The organism is Pseudomonas sp. GL_139_B (genome assembly GCF_057834475.1).
Window position 1 is genome coordinate 2,697,782 of record NZ_CM174403.1, and the last position, 23,736, is coordinate 2,721,517.

Here is a 23,736-nt window from a genome sequence, read left to right on the forward strand (position 1 = left end):
CCGGTAAAGCCGCAGACCAATCCGTCAGGCAACCTGCTGCAGAATGTCGCGCAAACGGTCCAGCGCGGTGTCGATGTCCAGCGTTTCAATGGCGCCAAAACCCAGCAACAGCCCGGCCTGCGGCGCTTGCTGGAAGTAAAAGGCTTCGATGGAATAGAGCCCGACTTCGACTTTTTTGGCCAATTCGATCACCAATGGAAGATCGATAGGCACTTTGCATATCACCACCAGGTGGAACCCGGCCGTGGTGGGCACCGGCTGGAACCATGGCGAAAGATCGCCTGCCATACGCGCCAGAATCCGTTCGCGACGCCCGGCATAAATCGTGTGGCAGCGGCGGATGTGCTTGAGCAGGCAGCCTTCGGCGATGAATTTGGCCAGCGCCCACTGTGGCAGTGTGGAGGTATGCAGGTCGGTGAGCTGCTTGGCGCGGATCACCGCTTCGAGAATTGCCGGGGGCAAAATCGCATAGCCGAGGCGCAACTCCGGCAGCAAGGTTTTCGAGAACGTCCCGACGTACGCGACGATCCCGCGCTCATCCATGCTTTGCAGCGAATCGGCAGGGCGGCCCTCGTAGCGAAACTCGCTGTCGTAATCGTCCTCGATGATGATTGCGCCCAGTTCATAAGCCCGTTCTAGCAGCGCCACCCGGCGTTCCTGGCTCATCGGCAGGCCGAGCGGGAACTGATGGGACGGTGTGACGTAGATCAGCCGCGTGCCGAGGGGGATTTTGTCCACCTCAATGCCTTCGGCATCCACCGGCACACCGATCACCGTGGCGCCGTGCGAGCTAAACAACAGGCGTGCCGGCGGGTAGCCGGGGTCCTCCATGGCGACAATGCTGCCGGGGCGGGTCATGACCCGGGAAATCAGGTCCAGCGCCTGTTGCGCGCCATTGCACACCACCACGTCTTCGTCCTGGCAAATGACCCCGCGGGAAAATGCGATGTGCCGGGCGATGGCATTGCGCAGCGCCGGCAGGCCTTCGGGCAGGTTGTAGAGGCCTTTTGAGCCGGCCACCTGGCGCAAGGCGTGAGAGGTGCAGCGACGCCAGTCATCCTGCGGGAATTGGCCCTTGCTGACGGCACCGCCTATGAAGTCATAGCGCAACGAGCCTTCCAGTGTCGGATGACGCAGGAATACCGGCAGATTGCGCCAGGATTCGATGACCTCAAAGCTCGCCAGCTCGGAATGGCTTTGTTTACGGGTGATTTTTGAAGGCCGGGCATTCACGTAGGTGCCTTTGCCGATCACTCCGGTGAGGAAGTTTTCGTAGGTCAGTTGCGAGTATGTGTCAGAAATGGTCTTGCGCGAAATTCCCAGCTGTTCGGCCAGCAAGCGGCTAGGCGGCAGCTGTGTCCCGGCGGCCAGGCGCCCGGATTCGATGGCGCTGCGCAGTTGGTTGTACAACTGGCCTGCCAGGTCCTTGCGGCCGTTGATGACGACATGAAGTTCCATACCGACGAGGCTCCTGCAGCGGTTGGGGCGCGTGTGCGTCGCGCCAGATTACCCGCATGAGTGGCTGCGCAGAAGTTGCGCGAGCCAAAAACCTCAGATTGGTCTGTTGTGCAATGGTCCCTGGCTTTTTCGTTGAATTGGCACTGTAACGTGCGTGCATCACCGCCTAACGTGGAGGTCACTATTCGATCCTTGAGGTCGCCCCATGAGTTCCCGCCTGGATTACTACAGCGCTTCACCCAAAGCGATGAAAGCGATGATTGCCATGGAAGCCTTGACCAGCAACCTCAGTATCGAACCCGCGCTGCTGCACCTGATCAAGATTCGCGCTTCGCAGCTCAATGGCTGTGCCTTCTGCACCGACATGCATTCGGTGGACGCACGGCGCCTCGGCGAGACTGACCGGCGCCTGTACTCGATCGTCGTGTGGCGCGACAGCGGCTTTTTCAACCCGCGCGAGCGCGCTGCGCTGGCCTGGACCGAAGCCGTGACGCTGCTCTCCGAAAGTCACGTGCCGGATGAGGTTTTCGCACTGGCCCGAGAGCAATTCAGTGAATCGGAGATGGTCGATTTGACGATGGCCGTGACCACCATCAACAGCTGGAATCGCCTGGCAGTCAGTTTTCGACAAACTCCAGGCGGCTGAATCAACTATCGGCGTCGATTGTCACGTCAGGTTCATAAACGCTGCGCAGGATGAGGGTTTCAAGGATAGATCGACAAGGAATCATTGATGTCACTCATGGAGTCTACTTTTGCGGCCAGTATCGATCCGGTGCTGGCGCAGTCCTTCCGGGTTAGCGCCCGTTGCGGGAGCTTCATCCAAGCCGCTCGCAGCCTCAATATCAAATCCACCCAGTTACGCAAACACCTGGCGCAGCTTGAGGGGCAATTGCAATGTTCGCTGTTCAATCATCACGACAATGGCCTGGCACTGAGTCGTGAAGGGTTGGCGCTTCAGGCACAGCTAATTGCTTTGGCGCATGAACGCGATGCGCCAGTGTTCGAACAACCGCAGATTCGCCTGGCGGTGGCTGAGCCGATCCTGCACGACATTCTCGGCCGTGACCTGATCGCATTGTTGCGTCGTAACGCCAGCGTGCGACTGGACATCATAACGCTCGACAGTGAGCTGAGCCTGCAATCGATCAGCGCCGATGTGGTGCTGTGGCTGGCGGGCACTGACACGCCACTGCCGGGGCCGAGTTTTGCAGTGAGCGAACCGCAGCGTCTGGCGCAACTGGACTATTTTCCGTACATCGCCAAGCGCTATTCGCGAGTCGCCGCACGGCCGGACAGCCTCGGCGACCTCGCCGATTTCATGCTGGTGCAGTGGCAGCAAGATCGCCAAGTCGAGAGTTTTCGGCCGTGGAACAGCGTGGTGGATCAGCGTTTGGCCGGCGTGGTGCAACTGCATTCCTATGCGCTGATGCTGGAGATGATCCGTTGCAGCGCTTGTATCGGGCTGTTGCCGCAATACATAAGCCAATTTGACCGCGGGCTGATGGCGTTGCCCGGACTGTTCGACCAGCCGATGCAGCGTCAGGTGTGGATGGCGGTGAATGCCGAATCACAAGGGCAGGCCGATGTGCAGAGGATCGTTGAGCTGATCCAAAACACCTTCAACGAGCGCCGGGAGTGGTTCGAAGGCTGAACACGGTCATTTGTAGGAGTGAGCCTGCTCGCGATAGCGGTGTGACATTCAGCATCTATGTCGACTGTTACACCGCTATCGCGAGCAGGCTCACTCCCACAGGGGGATGTCGCCATGCCTTAAGAGTGCGTTGTAGAGTAAACGGCCATGTCTGCATCAAGGAAGAATCACCCATGCCCGCCACTGACCCCGTCATCACCCTCGAACGTTTCAACGAATCCCACATTGATGGTATTACCGCGCTCTACAACGACCCGGCGATTACCCGTCAGGTGCTGCAAATGCCGTTTCAGTCCACTGAAGTCTGGCGCAAACGCCTGTCCCCGGACAATGAACGCGTGGTGCAACTGGTTGCCCTGCATCAGGGCACGGTGATCGGCAACATTGGCCTGGAACAGTTTTCGCGGATCCGCCGCAGCCATGCCGGCAGCCTCGGCATGGGCGTCGCGGCGGCGTGGCAGGGCAAAGGCGTGGGTTCGACATTGCTGGCGGCGGTGCTGGACATCGCCGACAACTGGATGAACCTGCAACGCGTGGAGCTTTCGGTGTATGCCGACAACGAAGCGGCCATTGGTCTCTACCGAAAATTCGGGTTCGAGACCGAAGGCCTGTTTCGCGATTACGCCGTGCGTGACGGCCGACTGGTCGATGCCTTGAGCATGGCGCGTCTGCGTCGCTCGCTTGACGCCGATTGATTCAGTCGCCCAGTGCGAACGCCACCGCCGCCTGCGCATGCAGTTCGGTGGTGTCGAGCAAGGGCATGGCGCTGTGTTCGGGTTTGATCAGCATGCCGATTTCGGTGCAGCCGAGGATGATCGCCTGGGCGCCTCGTTGGGTCAGCGACTCGATCACCTGCTGATAGACCTGCCGCGAGGTTTCACTGATCACCCCGACGCACAACTCGTCGTAGATGATCCGGTGCACCGCCTGGCGCTCCTCGGCTTCAGGCACCAACACGGTCAGCCCCATCGCGCTCAGGCGATCCTTGAGAAAGTCCTGTTCCATGGTGAAGGCGGTTCCGAGCAACCCGACCTTCAGTGCACCGGCATCCACGGCTGCCTGACCGGTCGGGTCGGCGATATGCAGGAACGGAATAGTGATCGAAGCCTGAATCTGCCCGGCCACCTTGTGCATGGTGTTGGTACACAGCACCACACACTCGGCGCCGCCAGCTTCCAGTCGCCGCGCCGCATCCACCAGAATCGCCGCCGCATCGTCCCAGCGGCCGGCGTGCTGGGCCTGTTCGACAGGCCCGAAGTCGACGCTGAACATGAGCAACTGCGCCGAACGCAGCGGCCCGAGTCGGTCACGAACTTGCTGGTTGATGAGGCGATAGTACTCGGCGCTGGACTCCCAGCTCATGCCGCCGATAAGGCCGATGGTGCGCATTGAACACTCCCTTTGTTATCGCCTGTATTGATGTTGCAGGCGGGCAGGAGAGTTTCGAGTTCTTTCGCCATGCGTGCCAGCGATAAATGCACTGGGTCATTCATTGAGTCACTGCCTGATCCGCTGCGACATATTGAAAGGTGGCAGTCCCCGATGCGCTATTCGCCGGTGTCAGGCGGATAATCGGCACCACTATTTTGGGGGTGGTCGAGTTGTAGAAATCCCGTTGGTTATATTGCGCGTCGGCCAGTGGTTTCGGGTCTGTACCGCCGTAAACGTAAAAGAACGCCATGATCGGTAACGTATTGGGGCGACCGGGTGTCCAGGTTTTGATGATGACTTCGTTATGCCCGTTGAACCCCGTAGGACCCAGCAGGGTTTTTGCACGAAGGGATTGATAAAACGCCGGGCCTGCCAGGGCATTGCGATCATCGGTAATGTCGAAACCGCATTGCCGAAGATTCGGGTTGCCGCCCGGTATATTCCAGACGGCCAGCCATTGTTCGGCAGTGGTCACGCCCGCGTTCTGGCAAAGTTGACTCTGAGCGGGATAGTCGCTATGGGGAACGCAGACGGACGTTTCACTTCGGTGCCACGTCCATCCATCCATAGGGTAAGAGCACAGATAGTCCAGATCTATTTTGTCAGTCGGTGCCTCGAATATGGGGTACAGGATATAGCCGTTGCCGTAACCCCATGCCAACCGCCCAAAATTGGCATCGGCCCTTAGATAAGAAAAGGAAACGCCGCCGCTTTTAATGGATGTCGGGCTTGGGTCCCAGACTTTATAGGTGTTGGCGGGGTCTTTTACCGTCACTCTTAATGTGACGCCGGCACACAGGAAAGCAGGTTGAGAGTTGGAATTGTTGCAGTTCGCGAATGTTCTGCCATAAAGCGCCGTTAGTTGATTCGCAATGGCGGGCCCATTGTGCGTGTTTTGTTCGCTGAATACAGCGCCTACATCAGTTGAGGGTTGCTCGATTTGGCTGCAACCCACGACCAATGTGAATAGAAGCAATCCAATTAATTTGCGCATGACAAAACTCCCTGTTGATTGTCGGGTAATGAACTGGTTGGGTGATCTGTTTTTGGCTTCGGTGAATCTAACTAAAATCTGTCGCTCAGCTATAAAGCGACTCTTAAACACCATGAAAAAATAATGAGGTCGTTGGTGTCTGTTTTTCTCAGGGTGTAATTGAACATCACGTCAAACCCCCGATTCTCCGTTAGCCATGCCTGCAAGACCGGAAGATTGGTATAAGAGGGTTGTGTAATAGTGACTTCTTCACCATATCGAGTGACTCGTCCGAACAGCGCGAGGCGCACTTTATAACTCCCCTCCAACGCCGGGTAATAAGCCCTGAGATTAAGTTTGTCCGAGGACAGGGTGGGTTCCGGAAGATGGTGTTTCTGGCCGGTGATTCGGATGCCCAGCGTTTTGGATGTCAGGTCCTCAGTGGTGCCCGGCAACCGGACGGTGTAACTGATCTGCGCACCGGTACCGATGCAATCAACAACTTCCAGCCTGGGAACCAGGAAGCTCAACGTCTGCCCCGCCTGGGTGACCGTTTGAATCTCACTGCCATAGGTCGAATTGCGCCCAAGCCAATAGACTTTGACGGTTTGTCCGCGAGCCGAGCCTGGGAAATCGACCTCGATCGTTGCAAACGGGGTCTCATAGAAGTCTTTTTCAAAGTTTAAGACGATGCCGTTCTGTTCCTTGGCTTCCAGCACTTTGGGCGGTTTCAGATCCAGAGCCGGTTGCTTGATATGCACGTCAATGTGAGTGGTGGGCGACCAGATCGCCTGCGGTCCTGATGAGTTTCCGATTTGATCCACGACCCTGAAGCGCATGGCAAATCGAGGGTGGTCCTTTTTGAACGCATCTGCAAAAAGCTTCAACACGATTGTGCCGGCAGCGGCTTGAGCCTCTGTCACTGTATGCAGGACCGTGTGGCCATCACAATCGAGCGTGATTTTGTCGTGCGCTCGCATGTGAATGTAATTCAGTTTTACTTCTACCCCTTTGGCGACGCGCTCGGCATCCAGACCTTTGTCGATGACATCAGCGGGTAGTGTCATGATCAGGTTGGGGTTGTCCCCGGTCCCCGACACTTCGCCACCGGGGCGAGGGCTGTTGAAGAGAGCGACCAAGTCGTCCGAGGTTTCCGGGTCCTGACTGATACGTTTGACTATCAAGCGGATCCGGTTGATACCGTCCTTCAGGAACCTGCGCGGCAGATGCAGTGCGAACCTTTTGTTTTCTTCGCCTGGCTGAATGATTATTTGGTCGGCGGGCTCGGTTTCGTCATTCACCTTCAACACTGCTGAGTCGTACGCACTCATGTTGAGCCAAGGATCGACCACTGTGTAAACACCGGCAACAGTGACAAGAGCAAGCCCGATGCCACCCTCGGGATTGTCGGTATGAATTACCGGCGTCGTCCACAGCGGTATGATGACCTTGTCTATCTTTAAAATCTGGCTGCTCATGAAGTGCGTTCCTTTGCTGACGGCAGTGGGTTTTTCGTTGTGTCGACGGCCCGCTCATCAAACACCTGACAGGTGAGTGTCGGCTACTGTCACATCTGACAGGTCGAAGGGACTTTCCCACCACAAATGCAGCCGCTCGTCGTTTTCACTCGTAGTAGAAGGGCTGACCCACCTGGCAGCTTTGTCATACATCGGCGGCCGTCATCTGCCATGATGAAAGTCCGCAGCACTGCTCCAACCAAAGGAACACCGCAATGGACGACGTACAACAACTGGGCGAAATGCTTCGCCACTACGCAGAAAGCGAAGCGCACAAGAAGCAAACGTTCGAGTCGCAATCGGCCGTGTGGGCCACGCGTATCAGTGAGCTGTTCGATCAGATCCAGCAGTGGCTGGAACCGGTCCAGGCGCCGAATCTGCTGGAGGTGAGCCGCGAGGTGTATGTCGCTTCAGGGCCGAGCGTGCCGGTTGAGACGTCGACGTTCAAAACCGAAAAACTGTCCATTGTGATTGCCGGCAAGCCGGTGGAGTTTGTGCCGGACGTGATGGGCGCTGGCGGTCAGATTTCATTGGCGGTGATGGGGCTGACGGCCGCGCGCTATGGCAGCGTTTCGCTGGTTTGCCTGCCGCCGTCGAGTAGTTGGCAGTGGCGCAAGACCAATGGTTTGAAAGACCCGGACACCTTCGCGTTCGATGCGAACTTTCTGGCGCAGCAGTTGCAAAGTCTGATCCCCCGCGATCGCGGTCAAGTGCTCCAGGATTGACCCAAAACCCCATGTGGGAGCCGGCTCGCTCCCACATTGGATAGGTGGTGTATCGGTATCAAGGGTTATTTCAGCGCCGGATCTCCTATGTTCATTTTCTTCCAGCCCTGCAACAGCACCTGTGCTTTCGGTTCCTGCCCATTGCCCAGGTAGTACTGGATCAACGTCAGCCGCGCATTGCGGTTGGTAGGCTGTACTTTCAGCAACTGCTCCAGCACATCACAGGCCTCTTGCACCTTGCCGCTGTCATGCAACGCCACCGCCAGCACGTAGCCGTACTGGCCGTTCTGCGGTTCCAACTGCGCAGCTTTGCGTAACGCCGACATGGCCTGGTCCGATTTGCCCGCACGTACCAGCGACAAGCCCTGGGTGTACTGCAACAGTGCAGCGTCCGGGTGGTCTTTCAAACCTTGTGCCAGCAGTGTCTGCGCCTCCTGATGTTGGCCATTGGCATCCAGCCATTGCACCAGCGACACCAGCGCCGGGTAGAAATCCGGATCGCGTTTGAGGGCCATGCGCATGTACTTTTCGACCTCATCATTACGGCCACTGGCCTGATAGAACATGGCCAGGTTGAGGTTGGCTTCGGCCCGTTCCAGCAGGCTCATCTGTGCCGCTTCGTACTCAGCGATGGCCGCATTCCAGCTCGCCTGGGCGCCGCCCAAACCTGTGCGGGCGACACTTAGCAGGTCCCGGGCCGCGGCGATCCGCACAGCCATCACCGGGTCGGTCAGCAACGGCGTCAACAGCGGCACGCGCTCGGGTGGCGGCAGGAGCGCACTGATGGCCCTCACGGCACTTTCACGGACCTGTGGCGCTGGGTTGCTCAAGTCCTTGGTGGCCAATTTCAAGGCCTGTTCACTCGGGTACAGCGCCAGCTCGGCCAGCAAGGTTGCCCGCTGAATCGCCGGCAAATTGCTGCGTTGCAGCTGCTCATACAAGGCTTGCGCCGCACCGGGTTGGCCGTTTCGAACCAGCCACAGGCTTTCGTCATAACGCGCGGCCTGTGCGGTGGGTACGCTGTTCCACAGTTTGAACTGCTCGGTGACCTTGTCGCCGTCCTTGCCTTGGTGGCAAGTCAGACAGGCGTCTGGCGTGCCGAGTTTTTTCGCCCGCTCCGGGTTGGGAATACTGAAACTGTGGTCATGCCGGAAATCGTTGCCCATGTAGAACTTGCCGGGCATATGGCAATCCACGCACTGCGACCCCGGTTGGCCCATGGTGTGGCGAGTGTGTTCGATGGCGTCGTAGTTTTTTGCTTGCAGGCCTTTGCCATTGACGCCTTCCACCGGAGTTTTGCCCGCCGTGTTGTGGCATTGCAGGCAAACGCCGTTGCCCGGCGCCTTGAGCTCGTTGCTGTGCGGGTTATGGCAGTTGGTGCAGCGCACACCTTTGTCGAACATTTTGCTTTGGGCGAAGGAGCCGTGTTCGAACACTTCGTCCTTGATCTTGCCGTCCAGCGCATACAACTCGCGGGTCAGGAGGCTCGGCAGGTAGTCATCCATCAGGCGTTTGCCGGGGGTGTAGCCATCGCTCAGCGGTGCGCGGCGTGAATGGCATCGGGCACAGGTCTCGAGTTCGACCGTCGCGTTTTTGTCCTTGAGGTCGATGGCAAAACCGGCATGAATCAGATCACCCTTTTTCGCCGTCCATTCAAGGTGATTGGAAGCCGGGCCGTGGCATGCCTGGCAGCCGACACCGAGGCTGTTCCATTGGCTATCGAAGGTGTTTTTGGCGGCATCGTAATTGCGCTTGTAGCCCGTGGTATGACACTCGACGCACATGAAGTTGGCGTTCTGGCTCGGCTTGCTCCAGTGCAACGGGTTCTTGAAGTTCACGCCCTGGCCCGCATAGAGGTGGAACCAGCGGTGCTTTTCGGTATCCCAGGCGACGCCCAGGGGTTGCAAGCGGCCTTCGCCGACCTCGATCAGGTATTGCTGCAACGGCGCGATGCCGAAGGTATAAGCCACCTTGAAGTCGGCGTTCTTGCCGTCGATGCCCGGTGTGTTGACCCAGAATTCGTCGCCCTTGCGCGAGAAAACGGTGGTTTCGTTTTCGCCTTTGAAGGTGACGTTATTGAAGTCACCCAGCATCGTCTCGGCATTCGCTTCCTGCATCGCCAATTGGTGATGGGAGCCTTGCCAATCCTTGACCTGCTCGCTGTGGCAGCCTTGGCATTGTTGCTCATCGACCATCTTCGCCGCAGCCATCGCTGCCGGTTGCGGTTTGGCCGGTTGCGTGGCAGGGGCGCTGACGGGCACGGGTTTTAGCGGTGCCGGTGTACTGCTGAACAGAAACCAGCCGATAGCGATAACCGCCAGCAGCAATGCACTGATGGTCACAGGAAAAAGGTAACGATTGATCAGGTTCGGCTGTGAATCTGGGTTTGCTGCGTTGTTTTTATGCTTCGGCATTGCGACTTCCGTAGTCCAGGTGCGTTTGCCCTGAGGCGCGCGATCAATCTGAGTGCAGCTTTGACGGATGCCGGGCATCTGTCAAATGACGGTTGTGAAAAGGTCCTTGAGTCTTACTCACCGCCCCCTACAAACCAGCGGTAATACGGATTACCGCCATCGCCCATCATCACTTCACGAATATCCCTGGCCCATGCGTCGCGGTCACCGTCATACGCGTGCAGGCTCGCCCGATAGAACTGCATCAGGCGCTGTTGATGGGCATTCATGCGGTCGGTGAATCCGGTATCGGCGTTCAGCAGCGGCACTGGCTGCCGCAAGTCCAGCAGGGCCGGAAGCACGCGGCTGATTTCCTTGGCGCGCACCCAGGGGGCGTATTCGATCCGTGGCTGATCATCGGTGACCGGCAGCGCATCGGCGGCGAAACGTTCCAGGCCGGCGCGGTCGGTCACCCACGTGGCGAGCAACGCAGCGGCTGAGCCGATGCCCACATCCTGAAGAGTGCTGCGCACGCTTTCCTGCTGGAAGCGCTGGCTGATTTTCGCGGCATCCAGTTCGATCGGCTCCATCGAGCCCACCAGCAGCATTTCGTGGAACTCGCTGGTCCACAACGTCGCGTAGGGAAAGACATCGAGGAAGCTGCGCACCAGCGAGCGCGAATCGTCGATGTTCTGGGTTGGCAGCGGCAACCATTGCGCGACCAGGCCTTTTTTCTCCAGACGACTGGCGGCCAATTGGTAGAAGTCACGGGAATACAGATTCACCACGCCGGCAGCGGACGGTGGAGGCGGTTCGAGGGTGATCAGGTCGTAGTGCTGCGGGCTGCGCAGCAGTTCCTGGCGGCCATCGCGCAGGCGGACATCCACCGTCGGGTCAGCGGCGGCATTGAAGTTGCCTTTGAACAACGGCGCGGCTTTGATCACCGACGGCAGCAATTCGGCGACGACGCGATGTTCCAGTCCCGGATAGCGGGTCAGGGCGCCTGCGGTGATGCCAGTGCCGAAACCGATCACCAGCGCCGAGCGCGGTTCTCCGTTGTGGATCAGCAGCGGCAACAATGCCTGAATCCGCATGTAGCGCAGCGATGGCATAGCGTCGCCGGTGTTCGACACGCCCTGGATATACAGGCGCTGGAAGGTCTTCTGACCCTTGCCCTGCGTGACCACGGCCACCGTGCCGCCGCGTCCTTCTTCATAGAAGGCCAACGTGCCGTTGCGGGCGCCGGGCAGCAGGCTGGCGAGTTTGTCGACCGGGGTGAACATCGCCAGGGCCACCGATAGCAGGCCAATGGCAACCACGCCCTGACGCCGGCCTTTCTTGACGTGATGCCCCTTGCGCACCGCGAAATACCCGATCCCGGCAGCCACAATCGCCAGCAGCCCCAAAGTGCGCACCAGTCCCAGCAGAGGAATCAGCAAGAACCCGCAGAGCATCACGCCGACAATCCCGCCCAAGGTGTTGAACGCCACCACCGCGCCGACGTCCCGCCCGACCCGCTCAGGGCCGACGCTCAACCGCAGGGCCAACGGGAACGCCGCCCCCAGCAGCAAGGTCGGGACAAACACGATGCTCAGCGCCGCCACGGCAAACCGTGCGCTCATGCCCAGCAGTTCGCTACCGCCCATGGCCAGCGCCACCATTTCGGCCTGGGATTGCAAAAACACCAGCCAACGCCCGAGAAAGGCCACCTCCAGCAGCGCAATCAAACCAGCGCCGGCAATCAGCAGGCCGAACACGCCCCAGGGATCACGAAGGCGATCAACCCGACGGGCCAGCAGGGCGCTGCCGATGAACAAACCCGTGAGGTACGTCGCCAACACCACGGCAAACGCGTAGGTGCGGGTACTCATGAACTGCACAATGGATTGCGACCAGACCACTTCGTAGCCCAATGCCACACCGCCCGCGATGGAGTACAGCCACAGCGCCAGACGATCCGGGGCTTTTTCCGCGTGGTGTTTGACCGCAGCTTCGACTGACGCCGGGCGGTGGCGTTGAAACCACAAGGCACCGACTGCAGCCAATAAGTTCAGCATCGCGGCGGCGAGGGCACTGCCACGCACGCCGAGGGTGGCGATCAGCACGAAAGCCGCGAGCAGGGTGCCGGCAATCGCGCCAGCCGTATTTGCGGCATAGAGATGGCCGCCAGCCTTGCCCAAGTGTTGCGGGTCGCTGGCCAACGAACGAACCAGCACCGGCAACGTGCCACCCATCAACAGCGCGGGAATGCCCACCAGTGCAAACGGCAACACCCATGCCAGCAACCCGACGTGCTGCTCCAGCCAGGCAAATGGACTGGCGGCCATGCTCATCGCAAACGTCGCACCGACACCCAGCACCGCCACCAGCACTTCCAGCCCTGCATACAGCAGAACCGGCTGCTGCAAGCGATCAGCCCAGCGCCCGAACAGCAAACCACCCAAAGCCAATCCGGCAAAAAATGCACTGATGCCGGTGGTGATCGCATACACCTCGACACCGACCACCAGCGACAACTGCTTGATCCACAGCACCTGGTACACCAGCGCAGCAGCGCCGGAGACGAACAGCAGCAGGGCAGGAATCAGCAGGGCCGGGGTTGCGGCGCTGTGAGGGGCGGGTATGGCCGACGACTTGCTGGCGACACGTGAGGACATTGCGGGTGCCTTGTTCCAATTCAAAAAAACCAGTGACTGTACTGGCCTTATCGCGAGCAGGCTCGCTCCCACGATGGATCATCCCTGTGGGAGCGAGCCTGCTCTCAAGTTGAAAATAAGGCCGCTCGCCGGTAAGGGCGAGCGGCGGGCTTGCGGTCTTACTGTGCAGCCGGATCTTTCATTTTTTCCAGGATTTTTGCGTCAACCGCAGCGCGGATCTGGTCGATGCTGAAGCTGGCCGGTCTCTGGCTCGGTGGGTAGTCGATGAAGGTCTGCAGGAATGCTGCAGCCTTGCCCACCGTTAACGCTGCCAAATAAGCGTTTTTGGTTACCCAATCGTAATACTGGTCAGAAACCACATCAGCCCGTTCATACGGGTCCATACGCAGATTGAAAAGCTTCGGCACGCGCAGGCAAACGAACGGTTCGCTCCAGACTTTGAATCCGCCTGGTGCGCGCTGTTCACAGAACACCGCTTTCCAGTTGTCGTAGCGCATGGACACTAGTGTCCTGAGCGGTTAATTCAAGAATCTATTTTTAATCGCCCCCAGCTTTGCTTTATGCACCGAGCTGATGATGGTTTCAGCCGTTTTGTTCCACTTGAATGGTTTTGCTGAGTGCTCATTGTGGGCTTCGATAAATTGACGAATGCCCGTTTTCAGCTCCGCGACGCTGGTAAAAACACCCCGGTACAGGGCTCGCCGCTCCAGTTGAGCGAACCAGCCTTCCACGGCATTCAGCCAAGAGGCGCTGGTCGGCGTGAAGTGCAGCTTGAAGCGTGGATGCTTCTCCAACCACTGCTTGATCGCGAGAGTCTTGTGAGTTGAACTGTTGTCCAGGATCACATGCAGATCCAGTTCGGCCGGTGTGCTGCGGTCGATCTGTTGCAGGAAAGCCAAAAACTCCTTGGCCCGATGACGCTGGGTAATCCGTCCGATCACCTTGCCCGTCAAAATGTCAAAAGCCGCGTACAGACTCGCCGTCCCGTGGCGTTTGTAATCGTGGGTTCGACGCTCGATCTGCCCGGGACGTAGCGGCAACATCGGCTGCGTGCGATCCAGTGCCTGGATCTGGGTTTTCTCGTCAACCGACAGCACCAGCGCGTTATCCGGCGGGTTCAGGTAGAGCCCGACCACATCGACCACCTTTTCGGCAAAGAGAGGATCGTTACTGATTTTGAAGGTCTTCAGCCGGTGCGGCTTGAGGTCGGAAGCGGCCCAGACTTGTCGAACCTGCCACGTACTGACCTGCGCATATTTGGCCATCAGGCGAACACTCCAATGTGTTGCCTCACGAGGGACACGCTGAGTTGTTAACGTCAGGATGTCGTTGAATTTTGCAGCACTGAGCTTGCGCGGCTGGCCGCTACGCGGCAAATCGTTTAATCCCTCAAGCCCTGCCTCCTGATAGCGCTTGCGCCATTTAAAGATCACGGATGCCGATATTTGCATCTGCTCAGCAACGGTATTGGGTGTGAGCCCATCCGCCAAGAGAAGCAATATTCTGGCGCGCTGTGCGAGGTTCTGCGCCAATGACCCCATCCGCAACCAGCTTTGCAAGGTGACGAGGTCGGAAGGTGTTAAAGCAAAGGGAGCAGCGGGACGGGCCATTTGTACAATCAGTCCATGACGGTGGGCCATCAGTTTACCGCCCCTCTGATTGATAGTCGAACTAACCGCTCATGACACTAGCACGCCGTCGTCGTTGAAGTAGTAGAACTCGTGACGCTCGCTTTTAGGCTGTTGGCCGGTCAGGTAAGGCAGCTGGTTGTAGCCGTCCAGGTGCACCTTGAAGTTGGTGCCGCCAGAGGTCGGTGCCCAGCCTTTGAGCAGTTTGTCTTTTACACTGGTATCGCCAGCCGCTGCTAGCAGGGTCGGGAACCAGTCAAGTCCGGAAAACATCTCGTTGGAGATTTCACCCGCCTTGATCTTGCCCGGCCAGCGCACGATCGCCGGTACCCGGTACGCGCCTTCCCAGTTGGAGTTCTTCTCGTTACGGAACGGCGTGGTCGCCGCGTCCGGCCAGGAGAACTGGTTCGGGCCGTTATCGGTGGTGTAGACGACAATGGTGTTGTCGGCGATTTTCAGGTCGTCTAGGGTTTTCAGCAGTTTGCCGACATCACCGTCATGCTCAAGCATGCCGTCCGCATAGTCATTGCCGGGCATGCCGCTTTGGCCCTTCATAGACTCGCGCACGTGGGTGAACAGGTGCATGCGGGTGGTGTTCATCCAGACGAAGAACGGTTTGTCCGCCTTGGCCTGTTTCTCGATGAACGCTTGCGCGGCGGCGGTGGTTTCGTCGTCGATGGTTTCCATGCGCTTGGCAGTCAGGGCGCCGGTGTCTTCGATCTTGCCGTCGGCGAAGCTGTGGATCACGCCTCGCGGGGAGTTGGCCTTGACGAATGCGGCGTCATCCTTGGGCCAATACGGACGCTCCGGCTCTTCTTCGGCGTTGAGGTGATAGAGGTTGCCGAAGAATTCGTCGAAGCCGTGGTTGGTCGGCAGGTATTCATCCCGGTCGCCCAAGTGGTTTTTGCCGAACTGGCCGGTGGCATAGCCCTGGGACTTGAGTGCCTGGGCGATGGTGATGTCGCGTTTTTGCAAGCCCACCGGGGCACCCGGCATACCGACTTTCGACAGACCGGTACGCAGTGGCGTCTGGCCAGTGATGAACGAAGAGCGGCCGGCGGTGCAGCTGTTCTCCGCGTAATAGTCGGTGAACATCATGCCTTCACTGGCGATGCGGTCGATGTTCGGTGTCTTGTACCCGACCACGCCCATCGAGTAGGCGCTGATGTTGGTCTGGCCGATGTCATCGCCGAAGATCACGAGGATGTTGGGTTTTTCGGCGGCCCCGGCTGTTGCCGAAATCGCCATCACCGAGGCTGCCACGAGGGCAAGTTTCGGTAGCCACTTGTTTATGCGAGTCATCTGACTTGCTCCTTTTTCTGACTTGCGTCGCCTGATGCGACAAACGTTTATTGCGGTCCTGCGTTACGCTTTTTTTACTGCATTTGCTCGGCAGTGGCGGAATCGTACGGGTAGATCCGGCGCCATTCGGCAGCCATGTCCACGACAGTCCAGCCACGGGAATTTGCTTCGTCCAGCGCCTTGTCCAGGCGGCCGATGTCTGACTTACGGTCATAGGCCCATTCGCGTTTCGCGTCAGTGTGATGAACCAGCCCCATGAATCGTTTGCCCGTGCCTGCGGCGGTCCATTGCAGCATCTGCAAGTCGCCGTCGGAGTTGCCGAAGGCGAGGATCGGCCGCTTGCCGATGACCGCGTCGATGCTTTCCGGTTTGCCCGGGCCGTCATCGTTGTGGGCCAGTTTCGGGGTGCGCAGGATCGAGGTCTTACCGTCCTTGTACTGAAACGCTGTGACAAACGTAGTGCCGATGACCTGCTCTGGCGGGATGCCGTAGACCTTCTCGGCGAAGGCGCGCATGAACCCGGTATCACCACCGGAAACGATGTAGGGCTTGAAGTCCTGGCTGCGCAGGTAGTCGAGCAGTTCCAGCATTGGCTGGAAAACCATCTCGGTGTACAACTTGCCGGTTTTCGGATGCTTGGCCTGACTCAACCAGGTCTTGGCGTAGTCATCGAAGGCTTCGGTGGTCATGCCGGTGTGGGTCGCACCGAAGATTTTCATGATGCCGCCCATGCCAGAAGCCGCTAGCGCCTTGTGATCGTTTTCCAGTACGGCCTGGAACGGCTGGGTGGTTTTCCATTCCGGGTGTTGCGGCGCGGTGCGCTTGACCTCTTCGAGGGCAAATAACAGTTCGAAGTACATCGGCTGCTCGCTCCACAGGGTGCCGTCGTTGTCGAACACGGCAATGCGATCTTCGGGCTTGACGAAGTCCTTGCTGGATTGATCGGTGACGGTCTGGACGAACTCGATGATGTGTTTCTTCGATGGGCCATCGTTCCACGAGGGCAGCGGCTCGGCGGCTTGAGTAAGCAACGGCAGGGCCAGCGCGAAGAGCAGTGTCAGACCAAATCGGTGACGGATCGATAGCGGGTTCGTCATGGAAAATCCTTTTCGTGAGCAGGGTTTAATGGCCGCAATGCTGAAACGACCTTGGCATGGCGCTGTTCAGCTTGACTATGCAGCGTAGTCAAGGAGTTCTCGAGTTGCCGCAATGCCTGATCTTCGGTTGGGGCACGGCCGTAGCAGGCGCGCAGCAGGTCTTGCAGTCGAGGACTCAGAGGGCTTAATTTCAGGCCCAAGTGGCTGCGTTTGAGCCACAGATACAAGGCACTCAGTTGGGCGGGCTTGCCGTCGATTTGCCGCGGAATCTGCCGCCAGGCGTAGTCGGCGGACTCCAGCCACGCGGCGTACCGGGCGTGGCGGCGGGCCTGTGTGGCGAGGTAGGCGCGATGCACGAATGGACGGGCGAACCAGACAAACAGCACCACCATCATGAGCAGCGCCGAAAGCCCCAGCCAGTGCCCGGAAAGGTGCACACGACTTTGCTGGCCGAGTTTTTTCAGGTCGTCAGCAATCGAGAAAACCGGTTTGTAAGCGCTGTTGGCCGCAGCCTCAAAGGTTACGGCCGGGACTTGCGCAGTGCGGGTTTGCTGATTGCTGGCGTCCCACCATTTCAGCTCGATGGCCGGCAGGTTGTAATGGCCTTCGGTATCGATGCGGTACGTCACCGTGTCGATGCGCTGGCCGCCGTTGAAGTGGCCTCGGCCATCATCCAGATTGCTGATTTGCGGGCTCTTCGGGTAACGGCTCAATCCGTTGATATCGCCCATCGCGGGTGCCGGCAGCGACATGGCCATGGAATTGTCGGCCTGCAAGGTCAGCCGACGGGTGATGCTGTCGCCGACCTTCAATGGCGTCGCGGAGTTGACGATTTTTTGCGTGAAGCGCAGACCTTGCGCCACCAGCACCGGCTCGCCGGGATTGAATCCCGGAGGTTGCGCAGCGGTGAAGTGCAACGGCTGGCTTTGCGCGCTCAGTGGGGCGCTGGCCTGACCCGGCTGGGCCTCCACGGTCAGCGGCGGAATGTCGAAACCCTGCGCCAGATTCGGGGTGATCCGGTAGGTGTAGCGCATGCCGTTGAAGGCTTTACCGTCGAGGCTCTGATTGATGTGCTCGGCGTGGCCATCCGGCGGCAGCACCAGGGCGCCGGGAAGCTTCAGGTCGGGCAGGGTCGGGGCGTCGGTAAACCAGCTGTCGGTGAGGACGTCGAGTTGCAGTTCTACAAGGCTGCCGACCATGACTGAGCTGGCGGGTTGCAGGTGGGTCTGGACGCGGAGGTCGGGTTCGGCGGCCAAGGCATAGGTGGAGGACAGACAGAAGAGTAGGGTGCTGACATTTGTAGTGAATGATCTGGCGCTATCGCGGGCAAGCCCAGCTCCTACAGGGATTTGTGGTGTGCACGGATTTAATGTGGGAGCTAGCCTGCTAGCGATGGCCATCACTCGGTTCATGGTCTGGCCCCCGCCTGATCCTGCAAACTGAATTTCTGCTTGAGGAACTTCGCTGGCGAAGTGCTCAGGTTCTGCAACCACACCTCATCGGAGGCGGCTTGTTCGGTCTGCACCGGTTTGCTCTGGCCCTTGCCCGGCGCCTTGTCCATTTTGATTTCGTCCGGTTTCACCTCGGGCGCATTTTGTTCGGCGCTTTCGGTGTCTTTCTGCAACGCAATCGCCAACGCCAGATTGGCTGTGGCCTCGGGGAATTGCGGTTGTAACTTCAAGGCTTGTGTATACGCCGCAATCGCCTGATCAAACTTGAAACGGCGCACGTAGATATTGCCCAGATAGAAATACGCCTGCGGTGTTTCCAGTCGCGCAAAACTGGCCAGTGCCAGGTCGAAATCCGCCGCGTTATAGGCGGCGACGCCTTTCCAGTACGGATCGACAAAATGTGCGGCGGCCTGCGGGAAGTGCTGGTGTTCAAAGGCCCAGCGGCCTTGCTGATCGGGAGTGAAGAACGCATCGGTCAGGGCGTTGGCTTCGGCGCTGGTTGGCTGCAAACCAATGCCCAGCGCCAGCAGCAAACCCGCCATCCAGTTCAGGCTCCAGCCCTTGCGCACGCTGAAAAACGCGAGCAGCAGCAACGGCCAGCACAGCCAGTAACCGGCGTCTTTCCAGTGCAGTTCACGCTGTTCATCGCTGGCACTCTGGAAATGCTGCTGGGCGTGCAGTTCAATCCAGTCCAGATCGTCGTTGTTCAGCGTCAGGCTGCCCAACGGCGCATCCATGGCTGAAGCCAGCTGCTTGAGCGCTGCCTGATCAAAACTGCCCAGCACCGGGCGACCGTTGCTGTCGGTGCGCGGCTGGCCGCTGGCGTCATGGATGATGCCGCCATCTTCGCTGCCAACCGCGAGGATCAGCACTTGCAGCGCGCTGTCGTCCAGTAGCTTGTCCAGCCCGGCCAGTTGTGAAATGTCGGCGCCGTCAGTGATCAGCAACAGCGTGCCCGGGGTTTTCTCGGCCGCGAGCAGGTGCTTGGCTTGCTCGATCACAGCGCCGACATTTTTGCCTTGTTTGGCGATCAGGTCAGTGCTCAGGGCTTGAATGAACGTATCCAGCAAGGCCGGATCATCGGTGGGCGGCAACACCAGATGCGCGCTGCCGGCGTAGGCGATCAACGCGTTGCGCGCACCGGCGCGGCGCTGGATCAGGTCGTGCAGTTTGTGCTTGGTCGCTTCCAGTCGACTCGGTGGTACATCGCTGGCGTCCATCGACGGCGACAGGTCGATGGCGATGATCAGCGGCGCACGGTTTTCCAGGAAGTCCGGGCGATCCTGCTCCCAAGTCGGGCCGGCGGCTGCGACAGCACCCAGCATCAATACGGCGCAGACCAGATGCACCGGTCGCAAGCGTTGCTGATCCTGTGGGGTAATCAGCAGGTGCGGCAGCAAGTGCTCGGCAATGTTGCTGCGCAAGCGTCGTTGCAAGTCGCGGCTGCGGCGCCAGAGCATTGGCAGCAAGGCGGCGAATGGCACGAGCAACAGCCAGATCGGGCGCAGAAAGTGGAAGTCGCTGAGGTTGATCTCCATTTCAAGCCTCCTGCCGCTGACGCGCAAGTGTCAGGTGCGGGCGGATCAGGGCACTCAGGTGATACGACGCCAGCAGCCCGATGGCGGCACCGAGCGGCCACCAAAACAAATCCTTTTTCGGCTGATGGCTGAGGGTTTTCACTTGATGCGGAGTCAGTTTGTCGAGGGTGCTGTAGACCTGATCCAGCGCGGTGCGGTCTTCGGCGCGGAAGAACTGGCCACCGGTGGCTTTGGCGATTTGTTGCAAACCTTGCAGGTTGACCTTGGCTTCGCCTTCGGCCGTCGGGTCGCCAATGCCGATGGTGTGAATCACCACACCTTTGGCGGCGGCCATTTCTGCGGCGTGGTCCGGGGTGATGGCGCTGCTGGTATCGTTGCCGTCGGTCAGCAGGATCAGCACTTTCTCTTGCTCGTGGGCTTGATCGAGCAGTTTCAGACTCAAGCCAATCGCGTCACCGATGGCGGTGTTGGGCCCGGCCATGCCGATGCCGGTGTCGTCCAGCAACAGCGACAGGCTGGCATGGTCCAGGGTCAGTGGCGCCTGCGGATAGGCGCCGCTGCCGAACACGATCAGCCCAAGGCGATCGTCTTTACGCTTGTCGATAAAGCCATGCACGACTTCTTTGACGGCGGCCAGACGATTGATTTTCTGGCCATTGGCGTCGGTGAAGTCGGTGGTTTCCATCGACTGGGAGATGTCGATGGCGAGCATCAGGTCGCGTACCGGTTGCTGGCGTTCGATGGGTTTTTCGATGAACACCGGGCGCGCGGCGGCCAGCAGCACCAGCGCCCAGACCAACAGGTTCAAGGCGAGCTGCCAGCGGTTATTGCGAGTGCCGGCCTGACTCGGTGCCTGACCGATCGCGCGGCTCATGGCGCCGAAAAACGGCACGCGCACGGCGCTGCGGGCTTCGCGGTAATCGGGCAGGAAGCGGTAGCCGAACCACGGTAACGGCAGCAGGATTAGCAACCAGGGGTAATCAAGCTGCCACATGATGACGCTCCACCCAGAGTTTGCAGGTGCTGAACAGTTGTTCGCGTTTTTCGCTTGGCAATGCGAGCAGAGTGGCATCGGGGGCATAGGCCAATACAGCCAGTTGCTGACTGAGGTCGGCGGGTAAGGGGTGCGTACTGTGCCGGACCAGAAATACCTGCCAGTCCTCACCCCCCAATGCACCCACATCCCCCTGTGGGAGCGGGCTTGCCCTAATGCCAGTCAGTTAAGCCCTCTTGCCTTCTTTTTGGGATATTTGACTGGTCTGGGCTTGACCACTCGTGGATAACTTCGCTCTCGTCTGGCAGGCAGCATGAAGTGCTTAGCCTGGACTCTCAGTTCTGCCAGTCGTTTAGGGATCGTGCCTGGCGTTTCCAGCGGGCAGAAGCGCAGCGCATTGGTGATCGCTTGAGCCAGCCAGAGAAAACTCAAGCGCTGCGGCACCACCTTTATTTCTTCAGCCATCAAGCGCATTTCCTGACGGATCAGGTTGTAGGCCAACAGAGTTCCCCACAGTTCTTGGCGCACCAAATCAGGTTGTTTACTGCGTAATTGCTCCCCCTTAAGCAGGTTTTGCTTGATCTCGCGGTAACCCAATTCAATTTCCCAACGTTCGTTGTAGTGCCCCGCCACCCGATTGGCAGGGTAACGCTCGGCATCGATCAACGAGGTGAGATAGCGGCGGGGTTTGTCGTCTATCGAATACTCAATCAGTCGTGCATGCCAATGGGTAGGAAGGTCTGGACGTTGCTTGAGCGCATCTCGGGATACAGCCAATCGCACGAGCCAATCACCGGCGCCCAACTCTTCGACTACCTCGTATTTAAGCGGTTTGCGTGCCCGCATGAGCCAATGCCGTTCGGTTCCACTGTGCTGCCAGTCGAGCAAGAGGGCTGCCGAGTAATAGGCACGGTCAAAAATCGTCACCGAGTGATCGCTTACCGCTTTCTCCAGACCTTTGGCATGGCGAAGTTCGCCGATAGCAAACTCGCCAAAACAGGCGGCCCGAATCAAGTGACTATAGGTATCCATCAGGCAAACACCGCGCACTTGTGGCCAGGCTCCGTCTCCCGAGTGAGTCCGCCCGCCACCGAAGGCTTGGCGGTTTTCTGGCGTGTCGGGGGTGGACCACACCACGCCGTCTACCGCAAAGCTGCGTAACCCTAAAAAGCCAGCCGAAGCGGGCTGCTCAGCGCCGCCCCATGACTCGGCCAATTGCTTGAACAGTGCGGCCAGCGGCTCTGCTCCAAGCCGTTGCCGGGCCTGGACTGCGGCGCTGGGCACAGGCACCTTGGCTTCGCCCAAAGCCAGTCCCAGCTGCTGCACAATGAGCCAAATCGGCTCGTTCTTGAACAAAGCCAACCCCACCACCAACCATACGATGCGCTCGGCCGGCAGGCGTCTGCGGCGCAGAGAAACCGTTCCGGTCGAGGCCAGCGCTTGCTCGATCCATAAAGGATCAATCAGTTGCGCAAGGCGCTCGAAAGAGATCGGATTGAGTTTGGTAACTTCTTGAAGGGCGTTTTGCAGGGACATGAAGCGGGCTCATAAAAACATAAGCCCGTTTCTATTACTGCTTGGCGGGCAAGTCAATTCCTTAACTGACTGGCATTAGGGCTTGCCCGCGAAGGCGTCCGGTCAGCCGACATCAATTTTGAATGTAATGACCTCATCGCGGGCAAGCCCGCTCCTACAGGGTCTGCATTCCAGGGCATGGAGAGAGCTACTCGTTTGAGCAGTTCCGGGAGCTCGCGCATTGCGCTGAGTTGATCGGTGCTGTTTTGCAACTCAGTCAACCGCACCAGCGCCTCTCGCCGATACCGATCCCGTCGCCACTGCCAGTACCGCCGTGCGCTGATCAGCAAAACAGCGATCACCAGCGAGCCAAGCAACACCCACCAACCCCACGTCTGCGGCGTATAGCTGACCGGCGCCGGCAGGGCAATTTCCTTGAGTTGATCGATGCTCGGAATGTTCGGATTCATCGCCGCCCCCTGCCAAGTTCTGCCCGCAGTTGTTCCTGTGCATCGGTCGCGGTGCTGAACATCATCAACGGCACCTGGCTGCGACGCAGCAGGGTGGCGACATCCTTGAGCCGCCCACTGAGAAAGTCCCCCAACGGTTGATGCACGCTGCGCTGCTCGACCGCCAGTTCCACCTGCAACTGGCCTTGAGTGACCAGCAAGCGCCCATTCTTTGGCAGGTTCAGCGCCAAGGGGTCATACACCTGCATGGCAATCACATCGTTGTGCGTCGCCAATTGCCGCATCAGTTGCAACGTGCGCTCACCGGCGCCGGCAAAATCGCTGACGATGCAGATCAAATGATCGTGCCCGGCCACCGCCAGGCAATGCTGCAACACCTTGTCCAGTTGGTCTTCACCTTCGGCGTCGGGGTTGGCGGCGTTCAGTTGCTGATTCTGCTCGGCAATGCGGCTGCACAACGCTTCGATCCGTTTGCGGCTGCGCAGCGGAGCAATGCTGTCGATGCGTGAATCGTTGAACACCAGACCGCCAACACGATCACCGGCGTTGAACGTCATCCACGCTGCCAAAGCGCCCAGTTCGGCGGCGATGGCCGATTTGAAACTGCGCTGCGAGCCGAAGAACATCGACATGCGCTGGTCCACCAGAATCAACGCCGGGCGATCGCGCTCTTCGGTAAAAGTGCGCACCACCGGTTTGCCGGTGCGCAGCGAGGCACGCCAGTCGAGGTGACGCAGGTCGTCCCCCGGCTGGTAACGGCGCAACTCGTCGAAATTCAACCCACGACCGCGCAGGCGCGAGGCATGGTTGCCGGCGAGGATGCTGCCTTGCGGCTGCCGCGCCAGAAAACTCAAGTCACGGGCCTTGAACTCCAGCGCCATCAAGTGCGCGAGAGAGACATAGACCAGACCGTCGGTGCTCTTCATGTTCAAC

General features: G+C 59.1%; 17 protein-coding genes and 4 pseudogenes. 4 read left to right on the forward strand and 17 right to left on the reverse strand.

Annotated features, from left to right (window positions below; translation table 11 throughout):
- Positions 1 to 24 precede the first annotated feature (24 nt).
- Positions 25 to 1,458, reverse strand: a complete 1,434-nt coding sequence (gene pdxR, locus AC3ISI_RS12490) for a MocR-like pyridoxine biosynthesis transcription factor PdxR (RefSeq protein ID WP_489337233.1) — start codon at positions 1,456 to 1,458, stop codon at positions 25 to 27.
- Positions 1,459 to 1,663: 205 nt separating this feature from the next.
- On the opposite strand from pdxR, the gene AC3ISI_RS12495 reads away from it, so the two are divergent.
- The 3 genes from AC3ISI_RS12495 to AC3ISI_RS12505 all read left to right on the forward strand — a co-directional run bounded on the left by AC3ISI_RS12495 (position 1,664) and on the right by AC3ISI_RS12505 (position 3,807).
- Entirely contained in the window at positions 1,664 to 2,104 is a 441-nt protein-coding gene (locus AC3ISI_RS12495) for a carboxymuconolactone decarboxylase family protein (protein ID WP_489337234.1), read from the forward strand.
- A gap of 87 nt (positions 2,105 to 2,191) precedes the next feature.
- On the forward strand, positions 2,192 to 3,112 hold the full coding sequence (locus AC3ISI_RS12500; RefSeq protein ID WP_489337235.1) for a LysR family transcriptional regulator: 921 nt from the start codon (positions 2,192 to 2,194) through the stop codon (positions 3,110 to 3,112).
- Positions 3,113 to 3,285: 173 nt separating this feature from the next.
- Entirely contained in the window at positions 3,286 to 3,807 is a 522-nt protein-coding gene (locus AC3ISI_RS12505) for a GNAT family N-acetyltransferase (RefSeq protein ID WP_489337236.1), read from the forward strand.
- Between the two features lies 1 nt (position 3,808).
- Here the strand turns inward: AC3ISI_RS12505 and AC3ISI_RS12510 are convergent, their stop codons facing one another.
- The 3 genes from AC3ISI_RS12510 to AC3ISI_RS12520 form a co-directional block, all read right to left on the reverse strand.
- Positions 3,809 to 4,501 (reverse strand): aspartate/glutamate racemase family protein, encoded by a 693-nt coding sequence (locus AC3ISI_RS12510; RefSeq protein WP_489337237.1) that lies wholly within the window; start codon positions 4,499 to 4,501, stop codon positions 3,809 to 3,811.
- Positions 4,502 to 4,601: 100 nt separating this feature from the next.
- Positions 4,602 to 5,537 carry a halovibrin HvnC gene (locus AC3ISI_RS12515; RefSeq protein WP_489337238.1) on the reverse strand — a complete coding sequence of 312 codons (936 nt, stop codon included), beginning with the start codon at positions 5,535 to 5,537 and terminating at the stop codon, positions 4,602 to 4,604.
- Positions 5,538 to 5,626: 89 nt separating this feature from the next.
- Positions 5,627 to 6,994, reverse strand: coding sequence for a hypothetical protein (locus tag AC3ISI_RS12520; protein WP_489337239.1), 1,368 nt, complete (start codon positions 6,992 to 6,994; stop codon positions 5,627 to 5,629).
- A gap of 254 nt (positions 6,995 to 7,248) precedes the next feature.
- Between AC3ISI_RS12520 and AC3ISI_RS12525 the strand changes: the two genes are divergently transcribed.
- The gene (locus AC3ISI_RS12525; protein WP_489337240.1) at positions 7,249 to 7,758 is read left to right on the forward strand and encodes a hypothetical protein; all 510 of its coding nucleotides are present in this window, start codon (positions 7,249 to 7,251) and stop codon (positions 7,756 to 7,758) included.
- A 65-nt stretch (positions 7,759 to 7,823) separates the two neighbouring features.
- Here AC3ISI_RS12525 and AC3ISI_RS12530 read toward each other — a convergent pair whose 3' ends face one another.
- From AC3ISI_RS12530 to AC3ISI_RS12590, 13 genes and pseudogenes are all read right to left on the reverse strand, one after another.
- Positions 7,824 to 10,172 carry a tetratricopeptide repeat protein gene (locus tag AC3ISI_RS12530; RefSeq protein WP_489337241.1) on the reverse strand — a complete coding sequence of 783 codons (2,349 nt, stop codon included), beginning with the start codon at positions 10,170 to 10,172 and terminating at the stop codon, positions 7,824 to 7,826.
- 113 nt (positions 10,173 to 10,285) lie between these two features.
- Positions 10,286 to 12,808 carry a fused MFS/spermidine synthase gene (locus tag AC3ISI_RS12535; RefSeq protein ID WP_489337242.1) on the reverse strand — a complete coding sequence of 841 codons (2,523 nt, stop codon included), beginning with the start codon at positions 12,806 to 12,808 and terminating at the stop codon, positions 10,286 to 10,288.
- Positions 12,809 to 12,966: 158 nt separating this feature from the next.
- A pseudogene (locus tag AC3ISI_RS12540) lies at positions 12,967 to 13,314 on the reverse strand (arylsulfatase); the annotation flags it as partial.
- Positions 13,315 to 13,326: 12 nt separating this feature from the next.
- Entirely contained in the window at positions 13,327 to 14,418 is a 1,092-nt protein-coding gene (locus tag AC3ISI_RS12545) for an IS630 family transposase (RefSeq protein WP_489336935.1), read from the reverse strand.
- A 72-nt stretch (positions 14,419 to 14,490) separates the two neighbouring features.
- Positions 14,491 to 15,738 (reverse strand): annotated as a pseudogene (locus AC3ISI_RS12550) (arylsulfatase); the annotation flags it as partial.
- A gap of 74 nt (positions 15,739 to 15,812) precedes the next feature.
- Entirely contained in the window at positions 15,813 to 16,835 is a 1,023-nt protein-coding gene (locus AC3ISI_RS12555; protein ID WP_489337243.1) for an HAD family hydrolase, read from the reverse strand.
- Positions 16,832 to 18,247 (reverse strand): BatD family protein, encoded by a 1,416-nt coding sequence (locus AC3ISI_RS12560; protein ID WP_489337244.1) that lies wholly within the window; start codon positions 18,245 to 18,247, stop codon positions 16,832 to 16,834. Before AC3ISI_RS12560 ends, AC3ISI_RS12555 begins: the two co-directional genes overlap by 4 nt.
- Positions 18,244 to 19,824 (reverse strand): VWA domain-containing protein, encoded by a 1,581-nt coding sequence (locus AC3ISI_RS12565; protein WP_489337245.1) that lies wholly within the window; start codon positions 19,822 to 19,824, stop codon positions 18,244 to 18,246. Before AC3ISI_RS12565 ends, AC3ISI_RS12560 begins: the two co-directional genes overlap by 4 nt.
- A 1-nt stretch (position 19,825) precedes the next feature.
- Positions 19,826 to 20,818, reverse strand: a complete 993-nt coding sequence (locus AC3ISI_RS12570) for a vWA domain-containing protein (RefSeq protein WP_489337246.1) — start codon at positions 20,816 to 20,818, stop codon at positions 19,826 to 19,828.
- Positions 20,805 to 21,032 (reverse strand): annotated as a pseudogene (locus tag AC3ISI_RS12575) (DUF4381 family protein); the annotation flags it as partial. The pseudogene AC3ISI_RS12575 and the gene AC3ISI_RS12570, both read right to left, overlap by 14 nt.
- Before the next feature lie 8 nt (positions 21,033 to 21,040).
- Positions 21,041 to 22,354 carry an IS4 family transposase gene (locus tag AC3ISI_RS12580; RefSeq protein ID WP_489335235.1) on the reverse strand — a complete coding sequence of 438 codons (1,314 nt, stop codon included), beginning with the start codon at positions 22,352 to 22,354 and terminating at the stop codon, positions 21,041 to 21,043.
- 80 nt (positions 22,355 to 22,434) lie between these two features.
- Positions 22,435 to 22,803, reverse strand: a pseudogene (locus AC3ISI_RS12585) (DUF4381 domain-containing protein); the annotation flags it as partial.
- Positions 22,800 to 23,729 carry a DUF58 domain-containing protein gene (locus AC3ISI_RS12590; RefSeq protein WP_489337247.1) on the reverse strand — a complete coding sequence of 310 codons (930 nt, stop codon included), beginning with the start codon at positions 23,727 to 23,729 and terminating at the stop codon, positions 22,800 to 22,802. The pseudogene AC3ISI_RS12585 and the gene AC3ISI_RS12590, both read right to left, overlap by 4 nt.
- Positions 23,730 to 23,736: the final 7 nt, after the last annotated feature.

Bases quoted from the DNA above. Each gene is read 5' to 3' on its own strand.
- pdxR (WP_489337233.1), bottom strand. From the start codon at position 1,458: ATGGAACTTCATGTCGTCATCAACGGCCGCAAGGACCTGGCAGGCCAG.
- AC3ISI_RS12495 (WP_489337234.1), top strand. From the start codon at position 1,664: ATGAGTTCCCGCCTGGATTACTACAGCGCTTCACCCAAAGCGATGAAA.
- AC3ISI_RS12500 (WP_489337235.1), top strand. From the start codon at position 2,192: ATGTCACTCATGGAGTCTACTTTTGCGGCCAGTATCGATCCGGTGCTG.
- AC3ISI_RS12505 (WP_489337236.1), top strand. From the start codon at position 3,286: ATGCCCGCCACTGACCCCGTCATCACCCTCGAACGTTTCAACGAATCC.
- AC3ISI_RS12510 (WP_489337237.1), bottom strand. From the start codon at position 4,501: ATGCGCACCATCGGCCTTATCGGCGGCATGAGCTGGGAGTCCAGCGCC.
- AC3ISI_RS12515 (WP_489337238.1), bottom strand. From the start codon at position 5,537: ATGCGCAAATTAATTGGATTGCTTCTATTCACATTGGTCGTGGGTTGC.
- AC3ISI_RS12520 (WP_489337239.1), bottom strand. From the start codon at position 6,994: ATGAGCAGCCAGATTTTAAAGATAGACAAGGTCATCATACCGCTGTGG.
- AC3ISI_RS12525 (WP_489337240.1), top strand. From the start codon at position 7,249: ATGGACGACGTACAACAACTGGGCGAAATGCTTCGCCACTACGCAGAA.
- AC3ISI_RS12530 (WP_489337241.1), bottom strand. From the start codon at position 10,172: ATGCCGAAGCATAAAAACAACGCAGCAAACCCAGATTCACAGCCGAAC.
- AC3ISI_RS12535 (WP_489337242.1), bottom strand. From the start codon at position 12,808: ATGTCCTCACGTGTCGCCAGCAAGTCGTCGGCCATACCCGCCCCTCAC.
- AC3ISI_RS12545 (WP_489336935.1), bottom strand. From the start codon at position 14,418: ATGGCCCGTCCCGCTGCTCCCTTTGCTTTAACACCTTCCGACCTCGTC.
- AC3ISI_RS12555 (WP_489337243.1), bottom strand. From the start codon at position 16,835: ATGACGAACCCGCTATCGATCCGTCACCGATTTGGTCTGACACTGCTC.
- AC3ISI_RS12560 (WP_489337244.1), bottom strand. From the start codon at position 18,247: ATGAACCGAGTGATGGCCATCGCTAGCAGGCTAGCTCCCACATTAAAT.
- AC3ISI_RS12565 (WP_489337245.1), bottom strand. From the start codon at position 19,824: ATGGAGATCAACCTCAGCGACTTCCACTTTCTGCGCCCGATCTGGCTG.
- AC3ISI_RS12570 (WP_489337246.1), bottom strand. From the start codon at position 20,818: ATGTGGCAGCTTGATTACCCCTGGTTGCTAATCCTGCTGCCGTTACCG.
- AC3ISI_RS12580 (WP_489335235.1), bottom strand. From the start codon at position 22,354: ATGTCCCTGCAAAACGCCCTTCAAGAAGTTACCAAACTCAATCCGATC.
- AC3ISI_RS12590 (WP_489337247.1), bottom strand. From the start codon at position 23,729: ATGAAGAGCACCGACGGTCTGGTCTATGTCTCTCTCGCGCACTTGATG.